Annotated in this window: 24 protein-coding genes and 1 tRNA gene; 13 read left to right on the forward strand and 12 right to left on the reverse strand. The window is 61.0% G+C overall.

Going from position 1 to position 23,409, the window contains the following annotated elements:
• The first annotated feature begins 74 nt into the window (after positions 1-74).
• The 4 genes from A9K71_RS20530 to A9K71_RS20545 all read left to right on the forward strand — a co-directional run bounded on the left by A9K71_RS20530 (position 75) and on the right by A9K71_RS20545 (position 2,767).
• Positions 75-464, forward strand: coding sequence for an Mth938-like domain-containing protein (locus A9K71_RS20530; RefSeq protein WP_067000016.1), 390 nt, complete (start codon positions 75-77; stop codon positions 462-464).
• A gap of 8 nt (positions 465-472) precedes the next feature.
• Positions 473-1,312, forward strand: a complete 840-nt coding sequence (locus tag A9K71_RS20535; protein WP_245299690.1) for a phytoene/squalene synthase family protein — start codon at positions 473-475, stop codon at positions 1,310-1,312.
• Between the two features lie 79 nt (positions 1,313-1,391).
• The gene (locus tag A9K71_RS20540) at positions 1,392-1,817 is read left to right on the forward strand and encodes a hypothetical protein (RefSeq protein WP_067000023.1); all 426 of its coding nucleotides are present in this window, start codon (positions 1,392-1,394) and stop codon (positions 1,815-1,817) included.
• A complete protein-coding gene (locus A9K71_RS20545; RefSeq protein WP_176477710.1) occupies positions 1,817-2,767 on the forward strand; it encodes a sterol desaturase family protein in 951 nt (316 codons plus the stop codon). Before A9K71_RS20540 ends, A9K71_RS20545 begins: the two co-directional genes overlap by 1 nt.
• Here A9K71_RS20545 and trmFO read toward each other — a convergent pair whose 3' ends face one another.
• The 3 genes from trmFO to A9K71_RS20560 form a co-directional block, all read right to left on the reverse strand.
• Positions 2,768-4,177, reverse strand: a complete 1,410-nt coding sequence (gene trmFO / locus A9K71_RS20550) for a methylenetetrahydrofolate--tRNA-(uracil(54)-C(5))-methyltransferase (FADH(2)-oxidizing) TrmFO (protein ID WP_067000028.1) — start codon at positions 4,175-4,177, stop codon at positions 2,768-2,770.
• A 348-nt stretch (positions 4,178-4,525) separates the two neighbouring features.
• Positions 4,526-4,666 (reverse strand): DUF1127 domain-containing protein, encoded by a 141-nt coding sequence (locus tag A9K71_RS20555; RefSeq protein WP_067000031.1) that lies wholly within the window; start codon positions 4,664-4,666, stop codon positions 4,526-4,528.
• Between the two features lie 51 nt (positions 4,667-4,717).
• A complete protein-coding gene (locus tag A9K71_RS20560) occupies positions 4,718-4,858 on the reverse strand; it encodes a DUF1127 domain-containing protein (RefSeq protein ID WP_006335194.1) in 141 nt (46 codons plus the stop codon).
• Between the two features lie 233 nt (positions 4,859-5,091).
• Between A9K71_RS20560 and A9K71_RS20565 the strand changes: the two genes are divergently transcribed.
• The gene (locus tag A9K71_RS20565) at positions 5,092-6,207 is read left to right on the forward strand and encodes a DUF2157 domain-containing protein (RefSeq protein WP_067000033.1); all 1,116 of its coding nucleotides are present in this window, start codon (positions 5,092-5,094) and stop codon (positions 6,205-6,207) included.
• Positions 6,204-6,785: a GDYXXLXY domain-containing protein gene (locus A9K71_RS20570; protein ID WP_067000036.1), complete on the forward strand. Its 582-nt coding sequence runs from the start codon at positions 6,204-6,206 to the stop codon at positions 6,783-6,785. The genes A9K71_RS20565 and A9K71_RS20570 overlap by 4 nt, the downstream gene beginning before the upstream one ends.
• A gap of 1,307 nt (positions 6,786-8,092) precedes the next feature.
• Here the strand turns inward: A9K71_RS20570 and A9K71_RS20585 are convergent.
• A tRNA-Leu gene (locus A9K71_RS20585) sits at positions 8,093-8,177 on the reverse strand.
• A 342-nt stretch (positions 8,178-8,519) separates the two neighbouring features.
• Between A9K71_RS20585 and tig the strand changes: the two genes are divergently transcribed.
• The 4 genes from tig to A9K71_RS20605 all read left to right on the forward strand — a co-directional run bounded on the left by tig (position 8,520) and on the right by A9K71_RS20605 (position 12,681).
• Entirely contained in the window at positions 8,520-10,004 is a 1,485-nt protein-coding gene (tig, locus tag A9K71_RS20590) for a trigger factor (protein ID WP_067000044.1), read from the forward strand.
• 196 nt (positions 10,005-10,200) lie between these two features.
• Positions 10,201-10,707: a hypothetical protein gene (locus A9K71_RS20595; protein ID WP_067000878.1), complete on the forward strand. Its 507-nt coding sequence runs from the start codon at positions 10,201-10,203 to the stop codon at positions 10,705-10,707.
• A 290-nt stretch (positions 10,708-10,997) separates the two neighbouring features.
• Positions 10,998-11,378: a cytochrome c family protein gene (locus tag A9K71_RS20600; protein ID WP_067000047.1), complete on the forward strand. Its 381-nt coding sequence runs from the start codon at positions 10,998-11,000 to the stop codon at positions 11,376-11,378.
• A 484-nt stretch (positions 11,379-11,862) separates the two neighbouring features.
• Positions 11,863-12,681 carry a DUF2189 domain-containing protein gene (locus tag A9K71_RS20605; RefSeq protein ID WP_067000881.1) on the forward strand — a complete coding sequence of 273 codons (819 nt, stop codon included), beginning with the start codon at positions 11,863-11,865 and terminating at the stop codon, positions 12,679-12,681.
• Between the two features lie 36 nt (positions 12,682-12,717).
• Here A9K71_RS20605 and A9K71_RS20610 read toward each other — a convergent pair whose 3' ends face one another.
• From A9K71_RS20610 to A9K71_RS31695, 8 genes are all read right to left on the reverse strand, one after another.
• Positions 12,718-13,191: an aminoacyl-tRNA deacylase gene (locus A9K71_RS20610; protein WP_067000050.1), complete on the reverse strand. Its 474-nt coding sequence runs from the start codon at positions 13,189-13,191 to the stop codon at positions 12,718-12,720.
• Between the two features lie 111 nt (positions 13,192-13,302).
• Positions 13,303-13,695 (reverse strand): cytochrome C oxidase subunit IV family protein, encoded by a 393-nt coding sequence (locus tag A9K71_RS20615; RefSeq protein WP_082980618.1) that lies wholly within the window; start codon positions 13,693-13,695, stop codon positions 13,303-13,305.
• A 26-nt stretch (positions 13,696-13,721) separates the two neighbouring features.
• Positions 13,722-14,441, reverse strand: a complete 720-nt coding sequence (locus A9K71_RS20620; protein WP_067000053.1) for a heme-copper oxidase subunit III family protein — start codon at positions 14,439-14,441, stop codon at positions 13,722-13,724.
• 10 nt (positions 14,442-14,451) lie between these two features.
• Positions 14,452-15,156: a cytochrome c oxidase subunit 3 gene (locus tag A9K71_RS20625; RefSeq protein ID WP_067000057.1), complete on the reverse strand. Its 705-nt coding sequence runs from the start codon at positions 15,154-15,156 to the stop codon at positions 14,452-14,454.
• The gene (locus A9K71_RS20630; RefSeq protein WP_067000059.1) at positions 15,153-16,922 is read right to left on the reverse strand and encodes a cbb3-type cytochrome c oxidase subunit I; all 1,770 of its coding nucleotides are present in this window, start codon (positions 16,920-16,922) and stop codon (positions 15,153-15,155) included. The genes A9K71_RS20625 and A9K71_RS20630 overlap by 4 nt, the downstream gene beginning before the upstream one ends.
• A gap of 16 nt (positions 16,923-16,938) precedes the next feature.
• Complete coding sequence (locus tag A9K71_RS20635) at positions 16,939-17,823, reverse strand: cytochrome c oxidase subunit II (protein ID WP_067000063.1); 885 nt, start codon at positions 17,821-17,823, stop codon at positions 16,939-16,941.
• Positions 17,824-18,064: 241 nt separating this feature from the next.
• Entirely contained in the window at positions 18,065-18,310 is a 246-nt protein-coding gene (locus A9K71_RS20640; protein ID WP_067000066.1) for a hypothetical protein, read from the reverse strand.
• Positions 18,311-18,403: 93 nt separating this feature from the next.
• Positions 18,404-18,706 carry a hypothetical protein gene (locus A9K71_RS31695; protein ID WP_127214219.1) on the reverse strand — a complete coding sequence of 101 codons (303 nt, stop codon included), beginning with the start codon at positions 18,704-18,706 and terminating at the stop codon, positions 18,404-18,406.
• Positions 18,707-18,910: 204 nt separating this feature from the next.
• On the opposite strand from A9K71_RS31695, the gene A9K71_RS20645 reads away from it, so the two are divergent.
• The 3 genes from A9K71_RS20645 to A9K71_RS20655 all read left to right on the forward strand — a co-directional run bounded on the left by A9K71_RS20645 (position 18,911) and on the right by A9K71_RS20655 (position 23,352).
• The gene (locus A9K71_RS20645; RefSeq protein WP_245299691.1) at positions 18,911-20,068 is read left to right on the forward strand and encodes an AraC family transcriptional regulator; all 1,158 of its coding nucleotides are present in this window, start codon (positions 18,911-18,913) and stop codon (positions 20,066-20,068) included.
• Between the two features lie 644 nt (positions 20,069-20,712).
• On the forward strand, positions 20,713-21,327 hold the full coding sequence (locus tag A9K71_RS20650; protein WP_067000069.1) for a DNA ligase: 615 nt from the start codon (positions 20,713-20,715) through the stop codon (positions 21,325-21,327).
• Positions 21,328-21,702: 375 nt separating this feature from the next.
• Positions 21,703-23,352, forward strand: a complete 1,650-nt coding sequence (locus A9K71_RS20655; protein WP_156752740.1) for an EAL domain-containing protein — start codon at positions 21,703-21,705, stop codon at positions 23,350-23,352.
• The last annotated feature ends 57 nt before the right edge of the window (positions 23,353-23,409 follow it).

Here is a 23,409-nt window from a genome sequence, read left to right on the forward strand (position 1 = left end):
CTCTAAATCAAAGAGATAGAGCATGATGTCGTCCGAAAACCGCTCCACCCTTTTCGGCATCATGCTCTAGCCCCATGGCCAAAGGCATCGTCATCCGAGAGGCGCATTTCCCGGGCAGGGCGCCGGTCGAGGCCTATGGCAATGGCGGGTTCCGCTTTGCCGACATGTCGCATCGAGGCTCGCTGCTCTGCCTGCCGTCCGGTATCCATGGCTGGGAGCCGGCCGATCCGTCGGCGCTGAAGGCCTCCGACTTCGACAAGCTGTTCGCCCAGGCCGACAAAGTGGAAATCCTGCTGGTCGGCACCGGCAAGGATCTGCGGCCGCTGCCGGCTGCACTCCGCTCCGCGCTGAAAGAGGCCGGCATTTCGGCCGACCCGATGTCGACGGGCGCGGCCGTGCGCACCTACAACGTGCTGCTGGCCGAGGACCGTGCCGTGGCAGCAGCGCTCATTGCCGTCGATTGATGGTCGGCATGCCCAACATCGTCATGGATGCGGTGCGTGTCGCAGACCATGATCGCTATCTATCCGCGCTCTACGCGCCCGCCGACAGGCGTGACGCGTTGCTTGCGCTCTATGCCTTCAATGCCGAGGTCGCCGGCGTTCGCGACCGCATCCACGAGCCGCTGCCGGGCGAGGTCCGGCTGCAATGGTGGCGTGATGTCATCTCGGCCGAGGGCGAGGCGGAGACAGGTCATCCGACCGCCGACGCGCTGAGGGCGGCGATTGCCGCCAACCATCTGCCGAAGGCCGCTTTCGAGAACATGCTCGAAGCGCGTATCTTCGATCTCTACAACGACCCGATGCCGTCGCGGACCGACCTGGAGGGTTATTGCGGCGAGACGGCCGCGGCGCTCATCCAGCTTGCGGCGATGGTGCTCGATCCGAATGCCGCGCCGCGCTTTGCCGAACTGGCGGGCAGGGCGGGCTGCGCGCAGGCCATCACCGGCTTGCTGCTTTTGTTGCCGCTGCACCGTCGCCGTGGACAGTGCTTTATCCCCTCCGATATGCTGGCAGCCGCCGGCTCCTCGCCGGAAGAGTTCGTCAAAGGAGCGGGCGATGCTGCCGCCGAGCGCGCGGTTGCGGCGATGATCGCGCTGGCGCGAGAGCATCTCGGCGCTTTCGAGAAGGGCGCGTCGGCTCTCCCCGGGACGTTGCGCCCCGCCTTCCTGCCGCTGGCGCTCACACATGCCTATCTCGACAGGATGGAAAAGCCGGGTCGGTCTCCACTCGGGGGCACTTCGACAATCTCAACCTTGCGCCGGCACTGGCTGCTCTTGCGTCATGCCATGCATGGCTGGACGCCCCTTTGACGTAAACGTCAACCATGCTAGGGGTTCTGCGCGTGGACTCGCATCAGAGAAATGCGAGCCAGCGGAGGACCGCCTTTCCATGAGCCTGCCAGTTTTGGTCGTCCTTGTCGTGTTCGGCATCGCGCTGTCGGTGGCGGCCGTGCATTTCACCGGCGGTACGACGACCGCGACGCTTGCCGGGGCTGAACACGCGCTCGCACGTTTTGCCGAAGACTTTCCAGACGAAAAGCCTGGGGCGGTCAGGCTGACATCCGACAGGCAAGCCGCCATTCTGGAACTCGACCCGCAGCGCTGCGCCATCGTACAGAGCATCGGCGACTGTTTCCTAACCCGCATCGTCACGCCGCGGGATGTGCTCGCCCTGGTGCGGGAAGGTAATGTCTTGTCGCTGAAAATGGATGATTTCACCTGGAAAGGCGGGCGGTTTGCCTTCGCCGACGAGGCAGACGCGCTGAGCGTGGGGGCGGTGCTGCTGAGGCACGATCAGATCCGAGAGGCGGCGTGATGGACGATTACAATTTCCCGCAGGTCACCCAGCTTGCCATCCCGTTCTTCGTCACGGCGATCCTGATCGAGCTCTGGCTGGTACGCACCGGCCGCGCCAAGGGATCGTTCGAGACGCGCGACACGTTGGCCAGCCTGATGATGGGGACGGGCAATGTCGTCGCCGGCCTGCTGCTCGGTGTCGTATCCTACTGGGCGCTGCTGTGGCTTTGGCAGTTCCGTTTCTTCAATCTCGGCCTGTCGATCTGGGTGTTTGTCGCCGCCTTCCTGCTCGATGATTTGCGTTACTATGTCTACCACCGCATCGCGCATCGGGTGCGCTGGGTTTGGGCCGAGCACGTCAACCATCATTCCAGCCAGCATTACAATCTCTCGACGGCGCTCCGGCAAAGCTGGACCGGCCTCTTCACCTTCATGTTCGTGCTGCAGGCGCCGCTGGTGCTGCTCGGCTTCCATCCGGCCGTCATTGCCTTCGTCTTCGGCTTCAACCTCGTCTGGCAGTTCTGGATCCACACCGAAACGATCGGCAAGATGTGGGGCTGGTTCGAATTCGTCTTCAACACGCCCTCGCACCACCGCGTCCACCACGCCACCAATCCGCGCTATCTGGACGCCAACTATGCCGGCACGCTGATCATCTGGGACCGCATGTTCGGCACTTTCGTCGCGGAACTGGACGAGGACCGGCCGCGCTACGGCATTGTCAAGAACATCGGCACCTTCAACCCGCTGAAGGTCGCCTTCCATGAATGGATCGGCATGTTCAAGGATGCGATGATGCCGGGACTGACGCTCGGCCAGCGTCTCAGCTATCTGATCCGGCCGCCAGGCTGGAGCCATGACGGCTCGCGCGATACGTCGGAGACGTTGAAGGCGGCCTATGTGCGGAGGAATCCGTCCGAAGCAGGAAAGCCGGGATTGCCGGCGGCGAGTGCCGAGCCGGCGGAGTAGCTATTCCGCTGCCTGCGCCTGCGAAGGCAGGCCCAGCCACACGCGACAATCGGCCAATGCGCGCGCCGTGATCGCGCGGCGCTTGGCAACGGTCTTGTCCTTGCCGCGCAGGCGCTTGCCTTCAGACTTTGGAGCCTCGACCGGCGGGAACAGGCCGAAATTGACGTTCATCGGCTGGAAGGAGCGCTTGCCCGGCTCGTCGTCGGAGACGATGTGGCCTCCGGTAATATGGTTGAGCAGCGCGCCGAAGGCCGTGGTCGACGGCGGCAGTGAGGCCGCCCGGCCGAGCCGTTCGGCCGCGGCGAAGCGGCCGGCGAGCAGGCCGATCGCGGCGCTTTCGACATAGCCTTCGCAACCGGTGATCTGGCCGGCAAAACGCAGGCCGGGGCGCGACTTCAGCTGCAGCGACGGATCGAGCAGCGTCGGCGAGTTGATATAAGTGTTGCGGTGCAGGCCGCCGAGGCGGGCGAATTCGGCATTCTCCAGTCCGGGAATGGTGCGGAAGATGCGGACCTGCTCGGCATGCTTCAGCTTGGTCTGGAAACCGACCATGTTGTAGAGCGTGCCCAGCGCATTGTCCTGGCGAAGCTGCACCACTGCATAGGCTTTGACCGACGGATTGTGGACGTTGGTCAGCCCCATCGGCTTCATCGGCCCGTAGCGCAGCGTCTCGACGCCGCGCTCGGCCATCACCTCGATCGGCAGGCAGCCGTCGAAATAGGGCGTGCCTTCCCACTGCTTGAACTCGGTTTTTTGGCCGTCCAGCAACGCCGCCACGAAGGCGAGATATTGCTCCTTGTCCATCGGGCAGTTGATGTAGTCCTTGCCGGTGCCGCCGGGGCCAACTTTGTCGTAGCGCGACTGGTACCAGCAGGTGTTCATGTCGATGGTGTCGAAATGCACGATCGGCGCGATGGCGTCGAAAAAGGCGAGCGCATCGGCGCCGGTTGCTTCGGCAATCGACTGCGCAAGCGAAGGCGCGGTCAGCGGACCGGTGGCGATGATCGCCTGGTCCCAATCCGCCGGCGGAAGTCCAGACACTTCCTCGCGCTGGATGGCAATCAGCGGATGCGCTTCGATTTTTGCGGTTACTGCCTCGGAAAAAGCGTCGCGGTCGACGGCTAAAGCGCCGCCGGCCGGGACTTGGTGCGCGTCGCCGGCGCTCATGATCAGCGAGCCGGCGAGCCGCATTTCGGCATGGAGCAAGCCAACTGCATTGGTCTCGGCGTCGTCCGAGCGGAACGAGTTGGAGCAGACGAGCTCGGCGAGCCCGTCGGTCTTGTGCGCGTCGGTGCCGCGCACCGGGCGCATCTCGTGCAGCACGACCGGCACGCCGGCTTCTGCGATCTGCCATGCGGCTTCGGAGCCGGCGAGGCCGCCGCCGATGACGTGAACGGGATCTTTGCTCATGAGCGCCGAGATAGTCGCTTGGCGCGGCGAATGCAATTGCCGGCTTCGACGGGCCGACTACCTCCAAAACAACAACACCCGCCGGGGGAGGAGGTCCGGCGGGTGTCGTTTTGGGGGTCGATCCTCGGGAGGAGGTGAAGATCGACCATATTCGTCATTGCCGGGGAGGAGGTCGGCTTTGACGAAATTCCTTCCGCCAATTGAAGGGGCGGATCCTTTCGGAGAACAACGCCCGCCGGGGGAGGAGGTCCGGCGGGCGCCGTTTCGGTGGTCAACCTTCGGGAGGAGGTAAAGGCTGACCGTATCCGTCAGGGTCGGGGAGGAGGTCGACCCTGGCGAGATTCCTTGTCAAACCGCCTTGCGGGCGATCATCTTGATCTCGTCGCGAACGATGCCGAGATCATTGAGCTGGCGGTTCGAAAGCCGACCCAGCTCAGAAACCGTCTCGCGATAAACGCGCCAGTTACGGTAGCTGCGGATCAGGTTCATTGTCTTGCTCTTCTCAAAAACTGGTTCGGACCATTCGCGGTCCGAAGCGGATTAGACCGCCTTGCGAGCGACGTAGTGAATGTCGCTGCGGCTGATGCCGAGGTCGGTCAGTTCACGGTTCGACAGGCGGCTCAGCTCGGAAACGGTGTCCCGGTAGCGGCGCCAGTTGCGGTAGTTGCGGATCAGGTTCATGGTAGTGCTCGTTTCGTCTTTGGTTCGGATCATTCCGTTTGTGTACGAACGGAAAATAGGCGGGGTCATATCGGTTTAAAAGTGCCATTGGTGCATGGCAGCAATGCAAATTGTGCAATGCAACATTAACGGCGATTCACGCTTGCGCCATAAGCAAGACCGAATCGGAAAATGCCGTTGCGTCAACGATTTGCGGCGCGCGGTTGTAAAATGGCCAAAGCTCGGGGGAACGGATGGCGGGCTATGCGACGAAGGTGAGGGCCGATATCGCCCGCTGGCGGGCGGCGGGCCTGATCGACGCGCCGACGGCCGACGCATTGACGCGTGACGTTGCCGCCAACGATCGCGCCTCGCTGAGCTTCGGCTCTATCCTGGCGATGATGGCGGCGTTACTGTTCGGTGCCGCGATCCTGATCTTCGTCGCCGCCAACTGGGAAGCCATTCCGCGCCTGGCGCGCGTGACGGCGCTGTTTGCTGTCATCCTCGGCGGTTACGTCGCTGGCGCCGTTCTGAAGACACGCGACCATGCGGCGATCGGTGAGGCGCTATGGATCGTCGCCGCCGCGGCCTTTGGCGGGTCAATCGCGCTGATCGGTCAGATGTATCATCTGTCGGGCGACGAGGCTTCGGCATTGCTGACGTGGTGCGCCGGCACGGCGCTGGCGGCGGTCGCATTGCGCTCGAACCCGCTCACCGTCGCCTCCGTCGGCATCGCCGATGCCTGGCTGTTCCTTAAATGGGGAGGATTTTTCCGCCGGGCCGAGTTCCCGCATCTCTTCGCCGCTATCGTGCTGGTGCTGTTCGCCATTTCATTCTGGACACGCAGCCAGGCGGCGCGGCACGTCATCATCCTTTCGATCGTATTCTATCTCCTGCTGCTGGCGATCGACCACAACACGCTCCAGGTCGCGATTCCGCTCGTGCTCGTCTCGATGCTGCTGTTCGCGGCAGCGATCTTTGTCGCCGAACCCGTCGACAGCGTCGTGCAACTCGGCGGCAGGCTGCCATTGCATGCGCTCATCGGCTTTCTTGCCGGCCTCGCAATGGTCCAGTTCGAACTGGCCGATGAGGCGAGCTACAACAGCGGCTTTGCCATTGCCTCGGCAGCCGCGCTTGCCGGCATCGTCGCGGCGATCATGCTCGGCGGCCGTGAAAGCAGAGGCTTGCGCTGGGTGGCCTATGCCGGCTTTGCCTTCGAGCTTGCCATTATCTATGTGGTGATGTTGCAGTCGATGCTCGACACGGCGGGCTTCTTCCTGTCCGCGGCCGTGCTGCTGGGGATACTGGCGCTGGTCATCATCCGCGTTGAAAAACGAATGAAGACGCCCGCCGGAGGAGCAGCGGCATGAGCGGCAAAAGACTGATCATCGCGGCGCTGGTGACGGCGCTTGTTCAGATCGGCTTGCTGGGCTGGATCATCGCCGGACGCGCGGCGATCCTGCGCAACGGCAAGGAGGTCCTGCTCAAGGTCGAGCCCGTTGACCCGCGCGATCTTCTGCGCGGCGATTACATCTCGCTTGGCTATGACATCTCGCGCATCCCGGTGAAGCTTATCGCCAACATTCCGCCGGGCAAGTTCACCAGCAACGACTCCGAGATCGTCGTCAGGTTGAAGAAGGCTGTGGACGGCTACTGGCAGCCGAGCGCGGCATGGTTCGATCAGGTGCCGGCGCCTGCCGCTTCCGATGAGGCCGACATTGTCGGGCATGTAGCGGATGGCTGGGATCTGCGCTCACCCGAGATGACGATCACGCCGGAATACGGGATCGAGCGTTTCTACCTGCCGGAGGGCAAGGGGATGGCGATCCAGAACGACATGCGCGTGCGGCCGTTCGGCGTCAAGCTGGCGCTCTCCGCCAATGGCAAGGCGCAGATCAAGGCGCTCATGGACGGCGACAAGACGCTGTTCGAGGAGCCGCTTTATTAGTGTGTTCGGGCCTGGGCGTCAGCGCGACGGTCCGCGTTAACGACGGTCATGGTTATGGCCGGACATCGCCCGTCTCGGCGGTGATTTTGGGATAGGGACCGATCGATATCGTATAGCTGAAGTCCGCTAGGCCTTTCTCCTGCTTGTGTGTCGAGGGGCTGCGCACAATCCAGTCGTAGATGCCTGAGACCTTGCAGCGATCGTTGGCGCAGCTGACCGCAATGCTGTCATTGCGGACGTTGTATCCGCGTTCAGGCCATCGCTGGTAATAGCTCCTCTTGTCCTCAATGATCGAACTTAGGTTCGTCAACTTGCCATGATAGTCGACCGTGGGAGCGTAGGACGCCCGAGCCTGAGCAAGAGCGAAATCGTTGTTATCGCCATGATGCTCGATGAGATCCCTGACGAAGGCGACCGCAACGCTTTCCGGCTGTTGCCTGGCGTCGGGGCAGGAGCGGACACGGACGCAGGATCCGGCGTCGTTGATACCTGCAATGCATCCGCTTGCGGCTGGTTCGCTGCGGCATTGGTCACACGCAACTCTGCCATTTCGCTGGCCGATAGGTACCGTATGTCATGCTTGTCATAGCTCGAAGCCAATTCCATCAGCTTGGGATCCGCTCCCATCTCGACCACATAGGATATGATTGCGGCCGTGCCGAACTGGAAACGGGCCTCCGCGTCTTCATTTGACATCCCGTCGGCCGGTTTGAGGGACGGCCGATGAACGCCGATGGAACCTGGTTCGGCAACGCGGTGGACGCCGCCAGGAAGGCCAGTGAGCAGGCTGAAGCGCACTGCAATTGGCGAAGCTGAAGAGTATCCGACCCCGCCGCCTGGATCATTCGCCCCAAGCGAATCGCACTGCCGACGTTACCGCCGGGGGAGTTGAATACGATCATCCTGGCCCTGCTGCTCGCAACCGCGCTACTGAAGGCGTTCAGGGGTTCATTGGCGCCAAATTCACCGGATACAAGAGCATTGGCTGCTGGCCCGGAGAGGAAATCGAAGTGTACTCCACGGCCTCAACGTGACATGTCGCTGCCGCGACAGCCGACCCAACCGCCAGAACCAGAGAAACTACGCGCACAACCTGACAGAGCCCCAACCTGCCTGTTGCTGCGACTAAGAACCTGTCGACAGGCTATTTCAAGGGCATTGGACACGAAAAAGCGGATTGTCTGCTCGAGCCTTGCGTGCGCCGCCAGGAGTTGATGGCTCCGGTCCTTCCTGCCAAAGGTTCGGAGGACACCCTTCGCTCTGACGACCATGGGGTGGCCTACCAACAGAAGCTCGCAGGCGAAGGGTGGTGCGGATGAAGGGACTCGAACCCCCACGCCTTTCGGCACTGGAACCTAAATCCAGGGCGTCTACCAATTCCGCCACATCCGCGTTCCCCGGCAATCCCATGTAGCCATCATTCTGTCAATGTCGGGGTCCAAGTCACCGTCATTCTCGTAATCGCGAAGATGGTTGAAAATTAGCCTAGCCTGTGACAAAAGGCGTGTCGAATGTGACGGGACGCGACTATCCGCTTCTGCCGAATGCAAGAAGAAGTAGGAAAAACAAAGACTTCTTCACATTTTGGAAGCGCAGTTCAGGAGAGTTTGAGCCGCATTGGCGGTCAAATCACCAGGTTCCGTACCAAAGCCATTTCCGGCAAGATTATACCGGCAGGCTGTGAACGGCTAAGGACCGTTTGGCAGCCTCGTTGGTGAAAACAAAGGTTTTAGGATGCAGGTCACCGAAACGCTCAACTCCGGTCTCAAGCGCGAGATCAAGATCACCGTGCCGGCCGGTGACATGGAAGCCAAGCTGATGGCGCGGCTGAACGACGCCCGCGGCAAAGTGCGGATCAATGGTTTCCGCCCGGGCAAGGTACCGGTGCAGCACCTGCGCAAGATGTACGGCAAGTCGTTCATGGCCGAGGTGGTCAACGAGATCCTCAACGACTCGACCCGCTCGATCATCTCGGGCCGCGGCGAAAAGGCCGCCATGCAGCCTGAAGTCATCATGACCGAGGACGAGAAGGAGGCGGAGAAGATCCTGGCCGGCGGCGCCGACTTCGAGTTCCGCCTCAATTACGAGGTCATCCCGGCCATCGATGTCAAGGATTTCTCCGACATCAAGGTGACGCGTCAGGTTTACGACGTGCCGGAATCGGAGGTCGACGACCAGGTGAAGCGGGTCGCTGAATCGGCTCGCAGCTACGAGCCCAAGGAGGGCAAGGCCGCCGAAGGCGATCGCGTGAGCATCGATTATGTCGGCAAGATCGGCGGCGAGGCGTTCGCCGGCGGCGCCGGCACCGACCAGCCGCTGGTGCTGGGCTCGAAAGAGTTCATCCCGGGCTTCGAGGACCAACTGGTCGGCACCAAGGCGGGCGATGAGAAGCAGGTCACGGTGACCTTCCCGGAGAACTACCAGGCAGCGCATCTGGCCGGCAATGAAGCCACCTTCGACGTCACCGTCAAGGAAGTGGCCAAGCCGGGCGCGCTCGAGATCAATGACGAGACGGCCAAGAACCTTGGCCTGGAATCGCTGGAGCGCCTGCGCGAGATCGTGCGCGGCCAGATCGAGAACCAGTTCGGTTCCATGACCCGCCAGAAGGTGAAGCGCCAGCTGCTCGACCAGCTCGATGCCGCCTATTCCTTCGAGGCACCGTCGAAGCTCGTCGAGGCCGAGTTCAACAACATCTGGGCGCAGGTCAACCGCGACCTCGAAGCCGCCGGCCGTACCTTTGCCGACGAAGAAACGACGGAGGAAGAGGCGCGCGCCGAATATATGCGCCTGGCCGAACGTCGCGTGCGTCTCGGCTTGGTTCTTGCCGAGATCGGCGAGAAGGCCGGGGTCACCGTGTCGGACGATGAACTGCAGCGCGGCCTGTTCGAGCAGGTTCGCCGCTTCCCGGCCAACCAGCAGCAGGAAGCTTTTGAGTTCTACCGCAGCAACCCCGAGGCGATTAATTCGCTCCGCGCGCCGATGTTCGAGGAAAAGGTCGTCGACTATTTGCTGGGCCAGATTTCGGTTGAGGATGTGAAGGTCAGCAAGGAAGAGCTGATGGCGGACGACGAGGAGGCCGAGAGCGCCAGCAAGGCGAAGCCGGCGAAGAAGGCTTCCTCCAAGAAAGCCGAGGCCAAGGCCGGCGAAGCAGCCGGTGAGGCGGAAGAGCCCAAGAAGAAGGCCGCGCCGAAGAAGAAGGCCGCCAAGGACGCCGAGTAAAACCGGCGATAAGCTGATTTCGAAAGGCCGCCCACGAGGCGGCCTTTTTCGTTCATGTTCTCTGTTGTTGCTGCGGGGCAACACCACCCGCTTCAGATGAATGCACGCTGCTGGCGATACCGAACATTGATGATTATCTGCTCGATATCACATTGCGCAGGGTCGTTTGGAGGCGTCGGTGGGTGTGGCATTCACGATGAGGGGCGTGGTCGTTACCGCGGCGCTCTTGCTTGCCGCGGCCGGTGTGGCAGAGGCCGGACCCGATCTCGGCAACTGGCGCGTCGACGCCGGCAACGACGGCCAGGTCACTGCGTCGCTATACGCCACCAACAAGCTGATCACCGGCGGCGGCGCGCTGGGCTACAGTCCGGTGCTGACGCTGGCTTGTCGACCGGGCGGCGAACCGCGTTGGAGCGAATGGCTGCAACTCAACGATTCAGTCTCCGCCAGCCGCAAGATCACCATGTCGGTCATGGTCGATGGCGGCGGCAAGTTCGATGAAAGCTGGTCTGTCGGCCCACGCGGTAAAATGCTGGTCAGGGACGGAGCCGATGGCATCAAGCGGCTGGTTTCGGCGAGCCGGCTGTTGCTGTCATGGCGCTTCGGCCTGCTGTCGGGACGCGGCGAGGCCGACTTCGAACTCGCCGGACTGTCCGAGGCGATCGGACAGATGGCTGCAAGCTGCAATACCGATCCGCCGTGAGTCTCAATACACGGCCTAAAGGGCGTCGCGAGGAGCCGGACTCAGGCGACGCGCTTTAGGTCCGTGTTTTTGATGCATGTCGTTCTGCCAGAACCGCTGCGCAGCTTGGGCGACGTGCACCTTCGCACAAATTGCCGTTTCTACCCATTGGCTTGATACTGTGGTATGTAGATGCCGCAATTCCATTGGTGGGACCACGGATATTCCGCTGTACCGTGCAGGCCGCCCCAGCGCGGCTGGCGTGGTGCGGATCGTCCGGCGCAGATGACGATCGATCAGGGAGGAATGCCATGCGCGCAATCGCACTTTTCATCGCCTCGGCGGCCACGATCTTCATTGCAAGCCCTTCGCGGGCGCAGGATGCAGCCGCAGGCGAGAAGGTCTTCACCAAGTGCAAGGTCTGCCACATTGCAGACCAGGACCAGAACAAGGTCGGCCCGTCTCTGCACGGCGTCATCGGGCGCACGGCGGGCACGCATCCCGGTTTCACCTTTTCCCCGGCTATGATCGAGGCCGGAAAATCCGGCATCAAATGGGATGAGCCCACGCTGACGAAGTATCTTCAAGACCCCAGGGGCATGATCAAAGGGACGAAGATGGTGTTTCCCGGCCTCAAGAACGATCAGGACGTAGCCAACGTCATTGCTTACCTGAAACAGTTTTCGAAGTAAGCGGGCCCTTCCAGGCCCGTCGGTGGCGCCGGCTCGCTCCGACCGAGGGCGGCCGGCATGACGCTGCTGGAATGCCGCCGCCGGCCCTGTCATGCAGGCAGCGCAAAGAATCCCAGCACCAACAGAATGGCTATGCCGAGGCCGAGTATGAGAAGCGTTCGCGTGTCCATGACGTTCGCCTTCGACCAGGCGCATGACCCGGAAAACAGGGAAAGGATCACGGGCCAATCAAAGTGATCCAGCCTCCTTGCGCGTCCCGGAGGGCGCTGCGTTGTAGCTGTATAAGAATACCGCAAAAAAACCTCTGGAACCAGCGTGCAGCTCTGGCCGGCCACCGCACCCTCGTTCCAATGAAAAGAGACAAATCGGGCGCAATGGAGTATGTTGGCTGCCGGTGCAGGTCGCGGTTTTGCGTGGCCAACCATGCAGAGCGGTAGCACCGCGAATTCGCGACCTTGCCGGACCCTGGTCTGGAGGAATGGTCATGGCAAGCTTTCACGTCATTGCAGGCGCTAGCGAAACGCTCGAGCATACCAGAGTGAGAAAGATCGGCCTTTCCGATCTTTTCGACGCGCTCAGGCGCGGTATCGACGATTTCATGGTGAAACCCTCGCATATCGTGTTTCTGTGCATGATCTATCCGCTCGTCGGCGTGGTGCTTGCTACCTGGACATCGGGAGCGAACGCGCTGCCACTGCTGTTTCCGCTGGTGTCCGGTTTTGCGCTGATCGGCCCATTCGCGGCGATCGGTCTTTACGAGATCAGCCGCAGACGGGAAGCCGGGCTCGATGCATCCTGGCGCCATGCCTTCGAGGTCAGGAACTCCCCGGCGCTGCCGGCCATCGCCGCGGTCGGGATCATGCTGTTCGCGATCTTCATCGCGTGGCTTTTGACCGCCAAAATCTTCTACGAGCAGCTGTTCGGTCCCGCGCCCCCGGCATCGCTGTCCAGTTTCATCGCTGACATATTCGCCACCGGGCGCGGTTGGACCCTGATCGTGCTGGGTCACGCCATCGGATTCGTCTTCGCCGTGGTCGTGTTGTGCACCACCGTGGTGGCTTTTCCGCTGCTGCTTGATCGCGATGTCGGCGCCTACGAAGCCATTCACACTTCCGTACGCGTAGTGCTGGCGAACCCCATCGTAATGGCCGTCTGGGGACTGATCGTCGCCGTTGGGCTGATCGTCGGCTCACTGCCGGTGTTCGCAGGGCTGGCGGTTGTGCTGCCAGTCCTCGGCCATGCCACCTGGCACGTGTATCGCAAGGTCGTGGAAGCGCCGGCCGCCCCAAGACCGGCGAACTAGCAAACCCTGTCGAGCACGGGCGGGAGTGCCGGTGTCTCACAGGGCCGGGTGGCTGAAGCGTGCCCGACGCGCGCCTGTGGTCAGGTCGCGGAAATCCTTGCCGCTGACATGCACAAGGGTCTTGTGGTCGCCGCCCTCGAAATAGATATCGGCGGCATCGCCGAGGCTTTCGTCCAAAATGACCGGCACGTCATAGGCCGCGCCGATCGGCGGTACGGCGCCGATATCGCAATCATCGAAGAGCGAGACCAGCTCTTCCTCGGAAGCGAGCCCGAGGCGCTTGTCCATGACGTCCTGGAGCTTGGCGAGTTCGATCCTGTGGGTGCTTGGGACCACGGCCAGCGCATAGCCGAGCTCGTGGTGAACGACCACGGACTTGGCCATCATGCTGCCGGGCACGTGGGCGGCAATGGCGGCCTGCCTGCTGGTTGCAGTCCGATGATGCGCGACGGTGTCGTACGGGATTCCCTTGCCGTCTATGAAATTCCTCAGTCTGTTCGCTATCGTCATTTTCCGCGTCCTTTGCTTGAGTTCACGACGCATATCAAAACCAAACCGCCGGTTGTTTCGAGGCACCGGCCATTTCGGGCTGATTAGGCTGCGGTTTATCCAAACCGCGCGTCAGGGGCCGGGCCCGAAAAACGCGATACGGGTCAGCAGCGTATAGTCGGCCTCGAAGACCATCATCGCCACGAAGACCAGCACCAATATCGGCGGCAAGATGATCGCATACATCATCGCCAACCGTTCCCAGGCCATGTGCATGAAGACGGCCACGATCAGTCCTGCCTTGAGCATCATGAAGATCAGGATCAGCGACCATCTGAGATAGCCGTGCAGGCCGAAATAGTCGACCATATAGGAGCAGGCGCTGAGTATGAACAGCCACACCCAGACCACCAGATAGAGCTTGATCGGGTGTTCCTGGTGCGTGTCCGATTTGCCGGCGGTCGCCGCATCGTGGGTGGAGTGCAGCGCCTGTTGTCCGAGACCGTTTGCGGTTGCTTCAGCCATTTCGTCCTCTCAGCAAAGCCTGCCTCTCACCAAAGATAGAAGAAGGCGAAGATGAACACCCAGACCAGGTCGACGAAGTGCCAGTAGAGTCCCATGATCTCGACATTCTCGTAGTGGCCCCGGCGACTGGTGAAAAACCCTGGACGCCCGATGTCGTAATCGCCGCGCCAGACTTTTCGCGCCACGATTATCAGGAAGATGACCCCGATCGTGACGTGCGTGCCGTGGAAGCCGGTGATCATGAAAAAGCATGAGCCGAATTGCGCGGCTCCCCAGGGATTGCCCCAGGGCCGCACTCCTTCGGTGATGAGCTTGGTCCATTCGAAGGCCTGCATGCCGACGAAGGTTGCGCCGAGCGCGGCGGTCAAAAGCATCAGGATCGCGGTTTTGCGGCGATCGCGGCGGTAGCCGAAATTGACCGCCATGGCCATGGTGCCGCTGCTGGAGATCAGCACGAAGGTCATGATGGCGATCAGGATCAGCGGGACCTCCGACCCGCCGATGTGCAGCGCGAAGACCTTGCTTGGGTTGGGCCACGGCACGCGCGTCGACATGCGGGCGGTCATGTAGGAGAGCAGGAAGCAGCCGAAGATGAAGGTGTCGCTGAGCAGGAAGATCCACATCATGGCCTTGCCCCAGGACACGTTCTTGAACGCGCGCTGATCCGAGGCCCAGTCGGCGGCAATCCCGCGCCAGCCCTGGGGGCGATCCAACTGGCTGCTATCCGTCAGTGTCGTCTCGGCCATCGCCAGTCTCCTAGGTCAGCAGCCGTTGGCAAATGCTCACGAATGTCGCCGCCCAGCCGGCCAGAACGGCGAAGATGCCGAGCCAGACGAAAAGCAGGAAATGCCAGTACATCGCGCAGAGCTCGATCCCGAGGCGAAGCCGTTGCGGCCGGGCGCCCGTCCAGGCGCCGATGCTCGTCCTGCCAAGGCCGACCAGCCCGCCTAGTATGTGCAGGCCGTGCATGGCGGTGATCAGATAGAAGAAGCTGTTGGCCGGGTTGGAGTCCAGCAGGTAGCCGTCATCGGTCAGCTGCCGCCACGCGATCAGTTGGCCGATCAGGAAGGCGAGGGCGGTCAGCCCGGCCGTCGCAAGACCGAGCCTGACCATGTCCGTCTGGCCTCTGCGCGCCGCGATCACGGCGCATTGCAGCGCGACGCTGCTCAGCACCAGCACGCCGGTGTTCAGCCAGAGCAGGCGCGGCAGCGGCAGAGGCCGCCAGTCCGGCAGACCCATGCGCATGAAATAGGCGCTGGTGAACAGCGAAAACAGACAGCCGACAACCGCGAGGAAGACACCGAGGCCGATCTTGGCGGTGGGCAGGGCCGATCGCTCGAGGCCGACGAAATCCCCGGCCAAGCCTTGCTCGAGCCACGGCTTCGCGGTCAGCCGCTGGTGCGAAAGCCACCATCCGGCAAAGCCGGCGATCACCAGCAGGAAGACCAGGATGACGCTCATGCCGGCTCCCTCGATGGGATGAAGGAGCCCGGCACGTTCTGCGGGATGAAATCCTCCTTCGCGCCCGGCACGCTGTAGTCATATGCCCAACGATAGACGATCGGCAGTTCCTTGCCGAAATTGCCGTGCGCCGGCGGCGTCTGTGGCGTCTGCCACTCGAGCGTCGTTGCCCGCCACGGATTGCCGCCGGCGTCACGGCCGTGACGGATGCTCCAGATCAGGTTGAACAGGAACACCATCTGGGCGAAGCCGACCAAGAAGGCCATGATGCTGATGAACGAATTCAGATGATGGGCCGACTCCGTCATGATCGTCATGTCTGTCAGTTCGGCGTAGCGGCGCGGTACACCAATCAGGCCGATATAGTGCATGGGGAAGAAGATCAGGTAGGCGCCGAGGAAGGTGACCCAGAAGTGAAACTGGCCGAGCGCCTCGTCCAGCATCCGTCCGGTGACCTTCGGATACCAGTGATAGATCGCGCCGAAGATCACCAGGATCGGGGCGACACCCATCACCATGTGGAAATGGGCAACGACGAACATCGTGTCCGACAGGGGAACGTCGACGACGACATTGCCGAGGAACAGCCCCGTCAAACCGCCATTGACGAAGGTGACGATGAAGGCGAGCGCGAAAAGCATTGGTATCGAGAGATGGATGTCGCCGCGCCACAGGGTCAGCACCCAGTTATAGACCTTGATGGCGGTCGGAACGGCTATGATCAACGTCGTCGTGGCGAAGAAGAAGCCGAAATAGGGGTGCATGCCGCTGACATACATGTGGTGCGCCCAGACCACGAAGCTCAGCGCGCCGATGGCGATGATCGCCCAGACCATCATTCGGTAGCCGAAGATGTTCTTGCGCGCGTGCGTGCTGATGAGGTCGGACACGATGCCGAAGGCCGGCAGGGCCACGATGTAGACTTCCGGATGGCCGAAGAACCAGAACAGATGCTGAAACAGGATCGGGCTGCCGCCACTGTGCTGCAACTGTTGGCCCATCTCGACGATCGCCGGCATGAAGAAGGAGGTGCCGAGCGCGCGGTCGAGCAGCATCATCACACAAGCAACGAACAGCGCCGGGAAGGCGAGCAGAGCCATGACGGTGGCGGTGAAGATGCCCCATACGGTGAGCGGCAGGCGCATCAAGGTCATACCCCGCGTGCGGCCCTGCAGCACCGTCACAACATAGTTCAAGCCACCCATGGTGAAGCCGATGATGAACAGGATGAGCGAAGAGAGCATCAGGATGATGCCCCAGTCCTGGCCACCGGGCGTGCCGGTCATGATCGCCTGCGGCGGGTAGAGCGTCCAGCCGGCGCCGGTCGGTCCGCCGGGCGCAAAGAAGCTTGCGACGAGAACGAGCACCGCCAACAGGTAGACCCAGTAGCTCAGCATGTTGACATAGGGGAAGACCATGTCGCGGGCGCCGACCATCAGCGGGATGAGATAGTTGCCGAAGCCGCCGAGGAAGAGTGCGGTGAGCAGGTAGATCACCATGATCATGCCGTGCATGGTGATGAACTGGTAGTAGGCCTCCGGAGTAATGAAATCGAACGTGCCGGGGAAGCCGAGCTGCAGGCGCATCAGCCAGGACAGGAACAGCGCTACAAAGCCGATCGCCGTTGCCGTTGCCGAATACTGGATCGCTATGATCTTGGCGTCCTGCGAGAAGACGTATTTCGTCCACCAACTGTGCGGATGGTACAGTTCCATTTCCCCGACTTCGGCGGGGGGAACGGCATCTGCGGGTGTGACGTCGACCATGGGAGCACCTCCCTGTTCAGCGGGCCTCGACAGTTTCGACTTTTGCCCCGACGTCCAAAGCGGACGCCATTGTCTTTCCTGGCAGCGGGTTCGCCGAGCCCGTTTGCTGAGGCGCCGACAGTTGCGCAAAAGTCTGCTGCTGCCCGAGCCAGGTCAGGTAATCCTGCTCGGTGTCGACCATCACCATGCCATGCATCAGCGGATGTCCCTGGCCGCAGAGCTCGGCGCACAGGACCTGGAAGGTTCCGGTCCTTGTTGGAGTGAACCAGAAATAGGTGACCGATCCCGGGATCATGTCCATCTTGGCGCGGAATTCCGGGATGTAGAAATCATGCAGCACGTCGATCGAACGCAGCAGCATCTTGACCGGTTTGCCGACCGGCAAGTGCAGGTCCGCCGCCTCGACCACGACGTCGTCCTGGCCGTTGGGATCCTTTGGGGCGATGCCTAGCGGGTTCTCAGCGGCTACTTCACGGGTGTCCGAAGTGCCGAGCTTGCCGTCCTTGCCCGGCAGGCGATAGCTCCACTGCCATTGCTGAGCAACGACCTCGATTTCGGTCGCATCGCTCGGCACGTTGACGAAGCGGCTCCAGACGAACAGGCCGGGAACGAGCAAGGCGGTGACGCCGATCGCAGTGACGATCGTCAGCCACCATTCGAGACGCTTGTTCTCCGGTTCGTATACCGCGCGATTGCCTTCGCGATGGCGAAAGCGGAACACGCAATACGCCATGAAGAGCACAACGGCGGCAAAAACGACGCCGGTGATCCAGAAGCTGATGATGATGGTGTGGTCGATATAGTCCCAGTTCGAGGCAATCGGCGTCCACCACCATGGGCTCAGGAAGTGGAACAACACCGAGCCCACGACGATCAAAACGAGTACAAGCGCGATGGCCATGTCCCGTCCTCCGGTATTTCATGGGAGCGCGAAGCATCCAACGCCAATACCAAGCCGCATCATGCTCGATTTCCGGTTGAAATTCCAGAGCCGACTAGCTGATGTGCAAAACGTTGCTGCGCGCCCGGACCTTTTGGGGCGGGGGGCCTTGGCGCAGCGGGCCCTTCGTCGAAGCATTGCCCTTGCGGACGATGTGCAGAGGGCTGAATGGCCGGCTTGATGCCGCTGGCGGGTAGATCAACTAGTTCATTTTAGGCGTGCGGACGGCTGCCCTGGCCTTTTGCCGGCGAGATTTGACCGCCTCCAGCAGTTCGCGTTCGCTGGTGTGAGCATTTCGAAAGATGGCCACAACCAATACCGCTAGAATTTCGGCGTCCGGGTCCAAAGGATCGAGCTGTTCATCTGCGCAGACCTGATTGAACACGCGTTCGCAAACGGCCAGATCGAGAGGGCTAAGGCAGGTGCGATTGAAACGCCGACGCAGCATTTGAGCGAACCTTTCAGCGCCCGCCGCCCGTGCTTTGCGGCGGGGCCTTGTCACCGAGGCTTGAAAAGATGTTGTCCCCAGCTTCTAGTAACGTTACTCCATGCTCGGCGATTGTGTTGTCAATAATCCCAAAATCTGTGCGCAGTCCCGAGATCTATATTGGCCGACCCGCATGAGCTGGTAATAGTCTTGCCGTTTGTTGTCGGGTATACGGAAGCCGCGTCGAAAGTCAGCCGCCTCTTTCGGGGCGCGAGTGCAGCCAAGTTTGCTGGCGCTGACTTTCAAACTCGCCAGTGAGCATCCGAGCTTTGCCGCAATGTCTTTCAATGGCTCGTTGTTGACATATCCATCAAGAATTATCTTGCGGCGAGCTTCTCCTTTGACTTTTTCATTCATTACCTGGTCTCCTCAACGTCGCTTTCACGATGTCGGAATCTATAGGCGCCGGTCTGAAGTGTGTCGTTAGCCTCGTATCCAGAAACTTATCTCGGGATGCATTTCTTATTGTAACCCAGCGTGATCGACGATGCGGTCCACAGGCTTGCCAGATCCCGGGATACACCACATGATTGCGGGGGCATGGGCATACCGGAATCGGATATGGCACCACGCGCGATGGACGCTAAGGAGCAAGACGAGGCGCATACCGGGCCTGTACCGGAGCGTGAGCGACGGCGTTGGCCTCGCGACGTTCAACCCGACAACGAGGCGGCTCGGCCAATCGCGCCGGCACTGGAACCGCTGTCCTTTTCAACACTCGAACTGGCAGCAGAGGATCAATTCCCCGCTTGGCAAGCGCATGTGGCACCGCTTGTCGAGGTCAGGCTGCCGGATGACAAATCGCTGGACGACGGCTTCCCCGCAGCGCACAAGGCTTGGAATCTCGGCGGCATGCTGATCGTCGAACAGCGGACGCCGGCGCACAGTTATATCCGTTCCGCCGCAAAGCTTCGGTCCAGCTCGATCGATCATTGGTATGTCGTCTTGCCACATACCGGCCGGTCGTGGACGGAGGTCAATCGACGTGTCGCGGAGGGCCAGCCGGGCAAACTTGAGATCAGGTCGCTAGGTTACCCGTTTCGCGGGAGGATGACCGAATCCGAAAGTCTCGTTCTATATTTGCCGCGTGATTTGTTCGCCGACGCGGCGGCAACCCTCGACGCAAACAACAATTCAATTCTTTCCGGCAATTTTGCAAACCTTTTGATCGACTATGTCGACGGCATCGTAACAAGACTGCGCAGCCTCACCGCTGACGACCTGCCTCGCATCGTACACGCAACCCGCAGCATGATCATTGCGTGCCTAGCGCCGCCGGCCGAACATGCGGCTGCGGCCGAACAACTGGCGAGTGTCGCGCTGATGGAGCGGGCCCGTCGATACGTCCAGAACAACCTGGAAGCGGCTCATCTGACGCCGGATTCAATGTGCCGGGCGCTCGGTGTTTCGCGATCTCGTCTCTACCAGCTGTTCGAACCGAGCGGTGGGGTGCTCCATTACATTCAAAGTCGCCGACTTCTAGCGGCCCATGTTGCGCTCAGCGATCCGGCGGACAGCCGGCGCATCGTTCAAATTGCGGAGGCCTTCGGGTTCAGTTCAGCGGCAAATTTCAGCCGGGCGTTCAGCAAGGAGTTCGGTTACAGCCCCCGCGAAGGGCGCAGGACGACGGTGTTGCCGCGCCCCGCCCACTCTGTTTCGCTTGGCGAGCACGAGAAGACCTCCTCGTTTGAAGGATGGCTCAAGGCGCTTGGAAGCTGATCATAGCATCCGCGGCGGACGTTTCATCAGTATGCCCGGAGTGATACTGGATCCGGCGACAATCCTTGCCGGGCAAGCGATCCTTGGCTGGCGGTACCCCATTGGGCAAAATCCCTGGCGAGAGATGCCGTGCCGATCGAGATATGTACGCCCGGATAAGTATCTGGATGCGCAGCTAACGACAGCGCGGCCTTATTCGTAGATGTTCGCTGTGACTTAGCGGGGGGCTCGGCACAGGCGGCAGGTTTCCAAGTTGGGGGGAATATCGCACCGCCTGTGCCGACCGCGCCGCCGCAAACCGTCAAAGGCGTAAGTGAGTTAGCGTGCCAAGGCCGAGGCGGCCGGTTGGTGTTCATTCCGCCGCAAAATAGCTTAGTGGGGGCTCGATGGCTTGGGGGCTCGGCACAGGCGGCAGATGTCCAAGTTGGGGAAATCGGATCGCCTGTGCCGCTCGCGCTACCGCTATCCGTCGAAGGTGTGGCGTAGTTGAGTAAGCGTGCCAATGGCCGGGGGGCGGCTGGCCGGTGTTCATTCCGTCGCAGAATGGCTTAGTGGGGGCAAGGCACAGGCGGCAGGTGTCCAAATGGATACCAGATCGCCTGTGCCGCTCGCGCCACCGCTATCCGGCAAAGATGGTGGCGTAGTTGAGTCAGCGTGACAAGGTCGACGACGAACGGCTGGAGTTCATTCCGCCGCAGATACCAACTCTTGTCGAGCGGCCGCCCGAAGATGAAGGGTGGGTCCACGAGGCCAAATTCGACGGCTACCGCACGCAAATCATCATTGATAAGAACGGCGCGCGTCTTTACAACAAGAACGGACGCGACTGGACGACTAAATACTGGCCCATCGCGCTAGCTGTCGACCTGCCATGCCGGGCTGCCATTCTCGACGGCGAGGTGATTGTCTCAGGCGAGCGGGGCTCGCCCGGTTCTCCTGATCTGGAAGCTGCGATCTGGAACGAGCCGAGCCGGCTGGTGTTCGTCGCTTTCGACATCCTCCATCTCGACGGTCGCAATCTTATCCCCTTACCCCTGCTGCAACGCAAGCAAGCGCTGTGGCGACTGGTTGAGCCTGGCCTCGGCAAGATCCAATACAGCGAGCATTTTGAGGGCGACGCGCTCGCGATCTTTCGCGCCACCGAGAAAACCGAGCTCGACGGCGTCATCTCGAAACGCGCCGATAGCCCCTACCAGAGCGGACCGTCGAAAACGTGGCTGAAAACCAGATTTTTGAGAAAGCCGATTTCGAAACACTAGGTCTGTGATCGATCCCAGGCCGCGAACTCCGCTCTGTCCTGTGGGTCGCAATATTTCGAATCAGGCCTGGCGCGACGCCGATTATCTGTCGATCCGCGATTTATTAACAATGAATGAACCTCCATCGTGGAATAACCTGCCGCCAATCACAGCGGAGCAGCCATTGCAATTACAGCGCATGCCGCGCTTGTTGAAATAGCGAGTTGAAAGTTTGCCAAGCTTGTTACTTATGCTATTTCTAAACTGGGGGACGCTAATTTTCACCGCCTACGGAGGTGGCTTTTGCGTTCAGAGGCATCAGGCGTCGGCACGCTGAATGAGGAGTCGTCCTCAAGCGATGGTTCACGTGCCGGCGAAGCGCTTCTCGCTAACCTGTTGGCGAATACGACCGAACTTCTATCGTTCTATGATAGCGACTTCCGCCTAACTCACTACGCCGCCAGGCTTAAACGCCTGTATGGAGGTGCGGTGGTGCCAGGCGCAGCCATTTGGGAGATCTATCCAAGCTTCCTCGATACGAGGTGCCGCGACGAATTTCTTCGGGTGTTCCAGGGCGGCTCTGCGGCAAGCATTGACCTGCCGCGATCATCGGGCGAAGCGCTCCGCTCCGTTTTCGTCTTCGGCACTGCAGATGGTGTGGGAATCATTGAATCCCGGGAGCAGGCGGAGCGCAGCGCGGCGCAGGAGCAGGAGCATATGATTCTGCTCCATCAGGCGACGCACGACGTGCTGACCGGACTGCAGAATCGACGGCGATTCGGTGAGCGGCTGCAGCAAGCGCTGGCGGCCATCGGCGGATCTCAGCCGAAAGCCGCCCTGCTGCAAATCGATCTTGACGATTTCAAAGCGGTCAACGACACGCTCGGCCATGGGGCAGGCGACACGCTTCTGCAACTCGCGGCAGGTCGAATCCGCGACGCGCTGGAGGACGGCGAATCTGCGTACCGGTATGCCGGCGACGAGTTCGCCGTCATCCAATTGGGCAAGGAGCAGCCCGCGGAAGCCGAGCGCCTCGCCACATCGCTGGTCAACGCGTTCAAGGACCCTTTCGTCATCAACGGCATTCCCGTCTTCGTCGGTTCAAGTATCGGAATCGCTTTCGGGCCGGAGCACGGGACCGATGGCGAGCAGCTGATGAAAGCCGCAGATATTGCTCTTTACGCAGCCAAGACGGATGGTCGCGGCTGCGCTCGAACGTTCAATCGCTCGATGCTGTTGTTGCTTGAGCAACGCGAAAATCTGAGGCGCAGCCTTCGAACCGCGCTGGAGCGGGGCGAGCTTTACCTGGACTATCAGCCGCTCATCAGGCCTCCTTCGTCGGTGATTGGTTTCGAAGCGCTGCTGCGGTGGCGACACCCCGAGATCGGAATCATTCCGCCCGGCGTGTTCATTCCGATCGCCGAAGCCGACGGTCTGATGGACGAAATTGGACGATGGGTGCTCGAGCAAGCCTGTCGCCAGGCATTGGCGTGGCCTTCCGCGCTGACAGTCGCAGTCAACCTGTCGCCGGCTCAGTTCCTGAGCGGTTCGCTGACGGATACGGTCGCTCAGATCATCGACGCAGTTGGAATCCGGGCTGAAAGGCTTGAACTCGAGATAACCGAAACGGTTCTTCTTGAGAAGACTATCGACAATATAGATACATTGAATACGTTGAACGTCCTGGGAATACGAATCTCGCTCGACGATTTTGGAACATACTATTCATCCTTGAGCTACCTTAAGAATTTTCCGTTTGATACCTTGAAGATAGATCAATACTTCATCGCGGACCTGGAGACGGATCTGAAGAGTCAAACGATTGTGCGATCGATCATAAGTCTGGCGCACGGCCTGGGAATAAGCGTCACCGCCGAGGGGGTCGAGACGTCGGCGCAGGCACGGTGGCTGATCAAGGAAAATTGCGATTACCTGCAAGGCAATTTCATGGGACGGCCGCTCGGATCCGAGGCAACCGGCGATTTCATCAGGCGGTCGCCGGCGAAGGGGCTGGAAGCGATGGAGGAATCAAATCGGGCGCGCTAGCCACTTGCACCGTTTGTAAATCGGAGGGCTGTAAAAACGATCGAGCTAGATGCCGCG

The sequence above is a fragment of the Mesorhizobium sp. WSM3873 genome (assembly GCF_001672445.1).
In the GTDB taxonomy this organism is placed as follows: domain Bacteria; phylum Pseudomonadota; class Alphaproteobacteria; order Rhizobiales; family Rhizobiaceae; genus Mesorhizobium.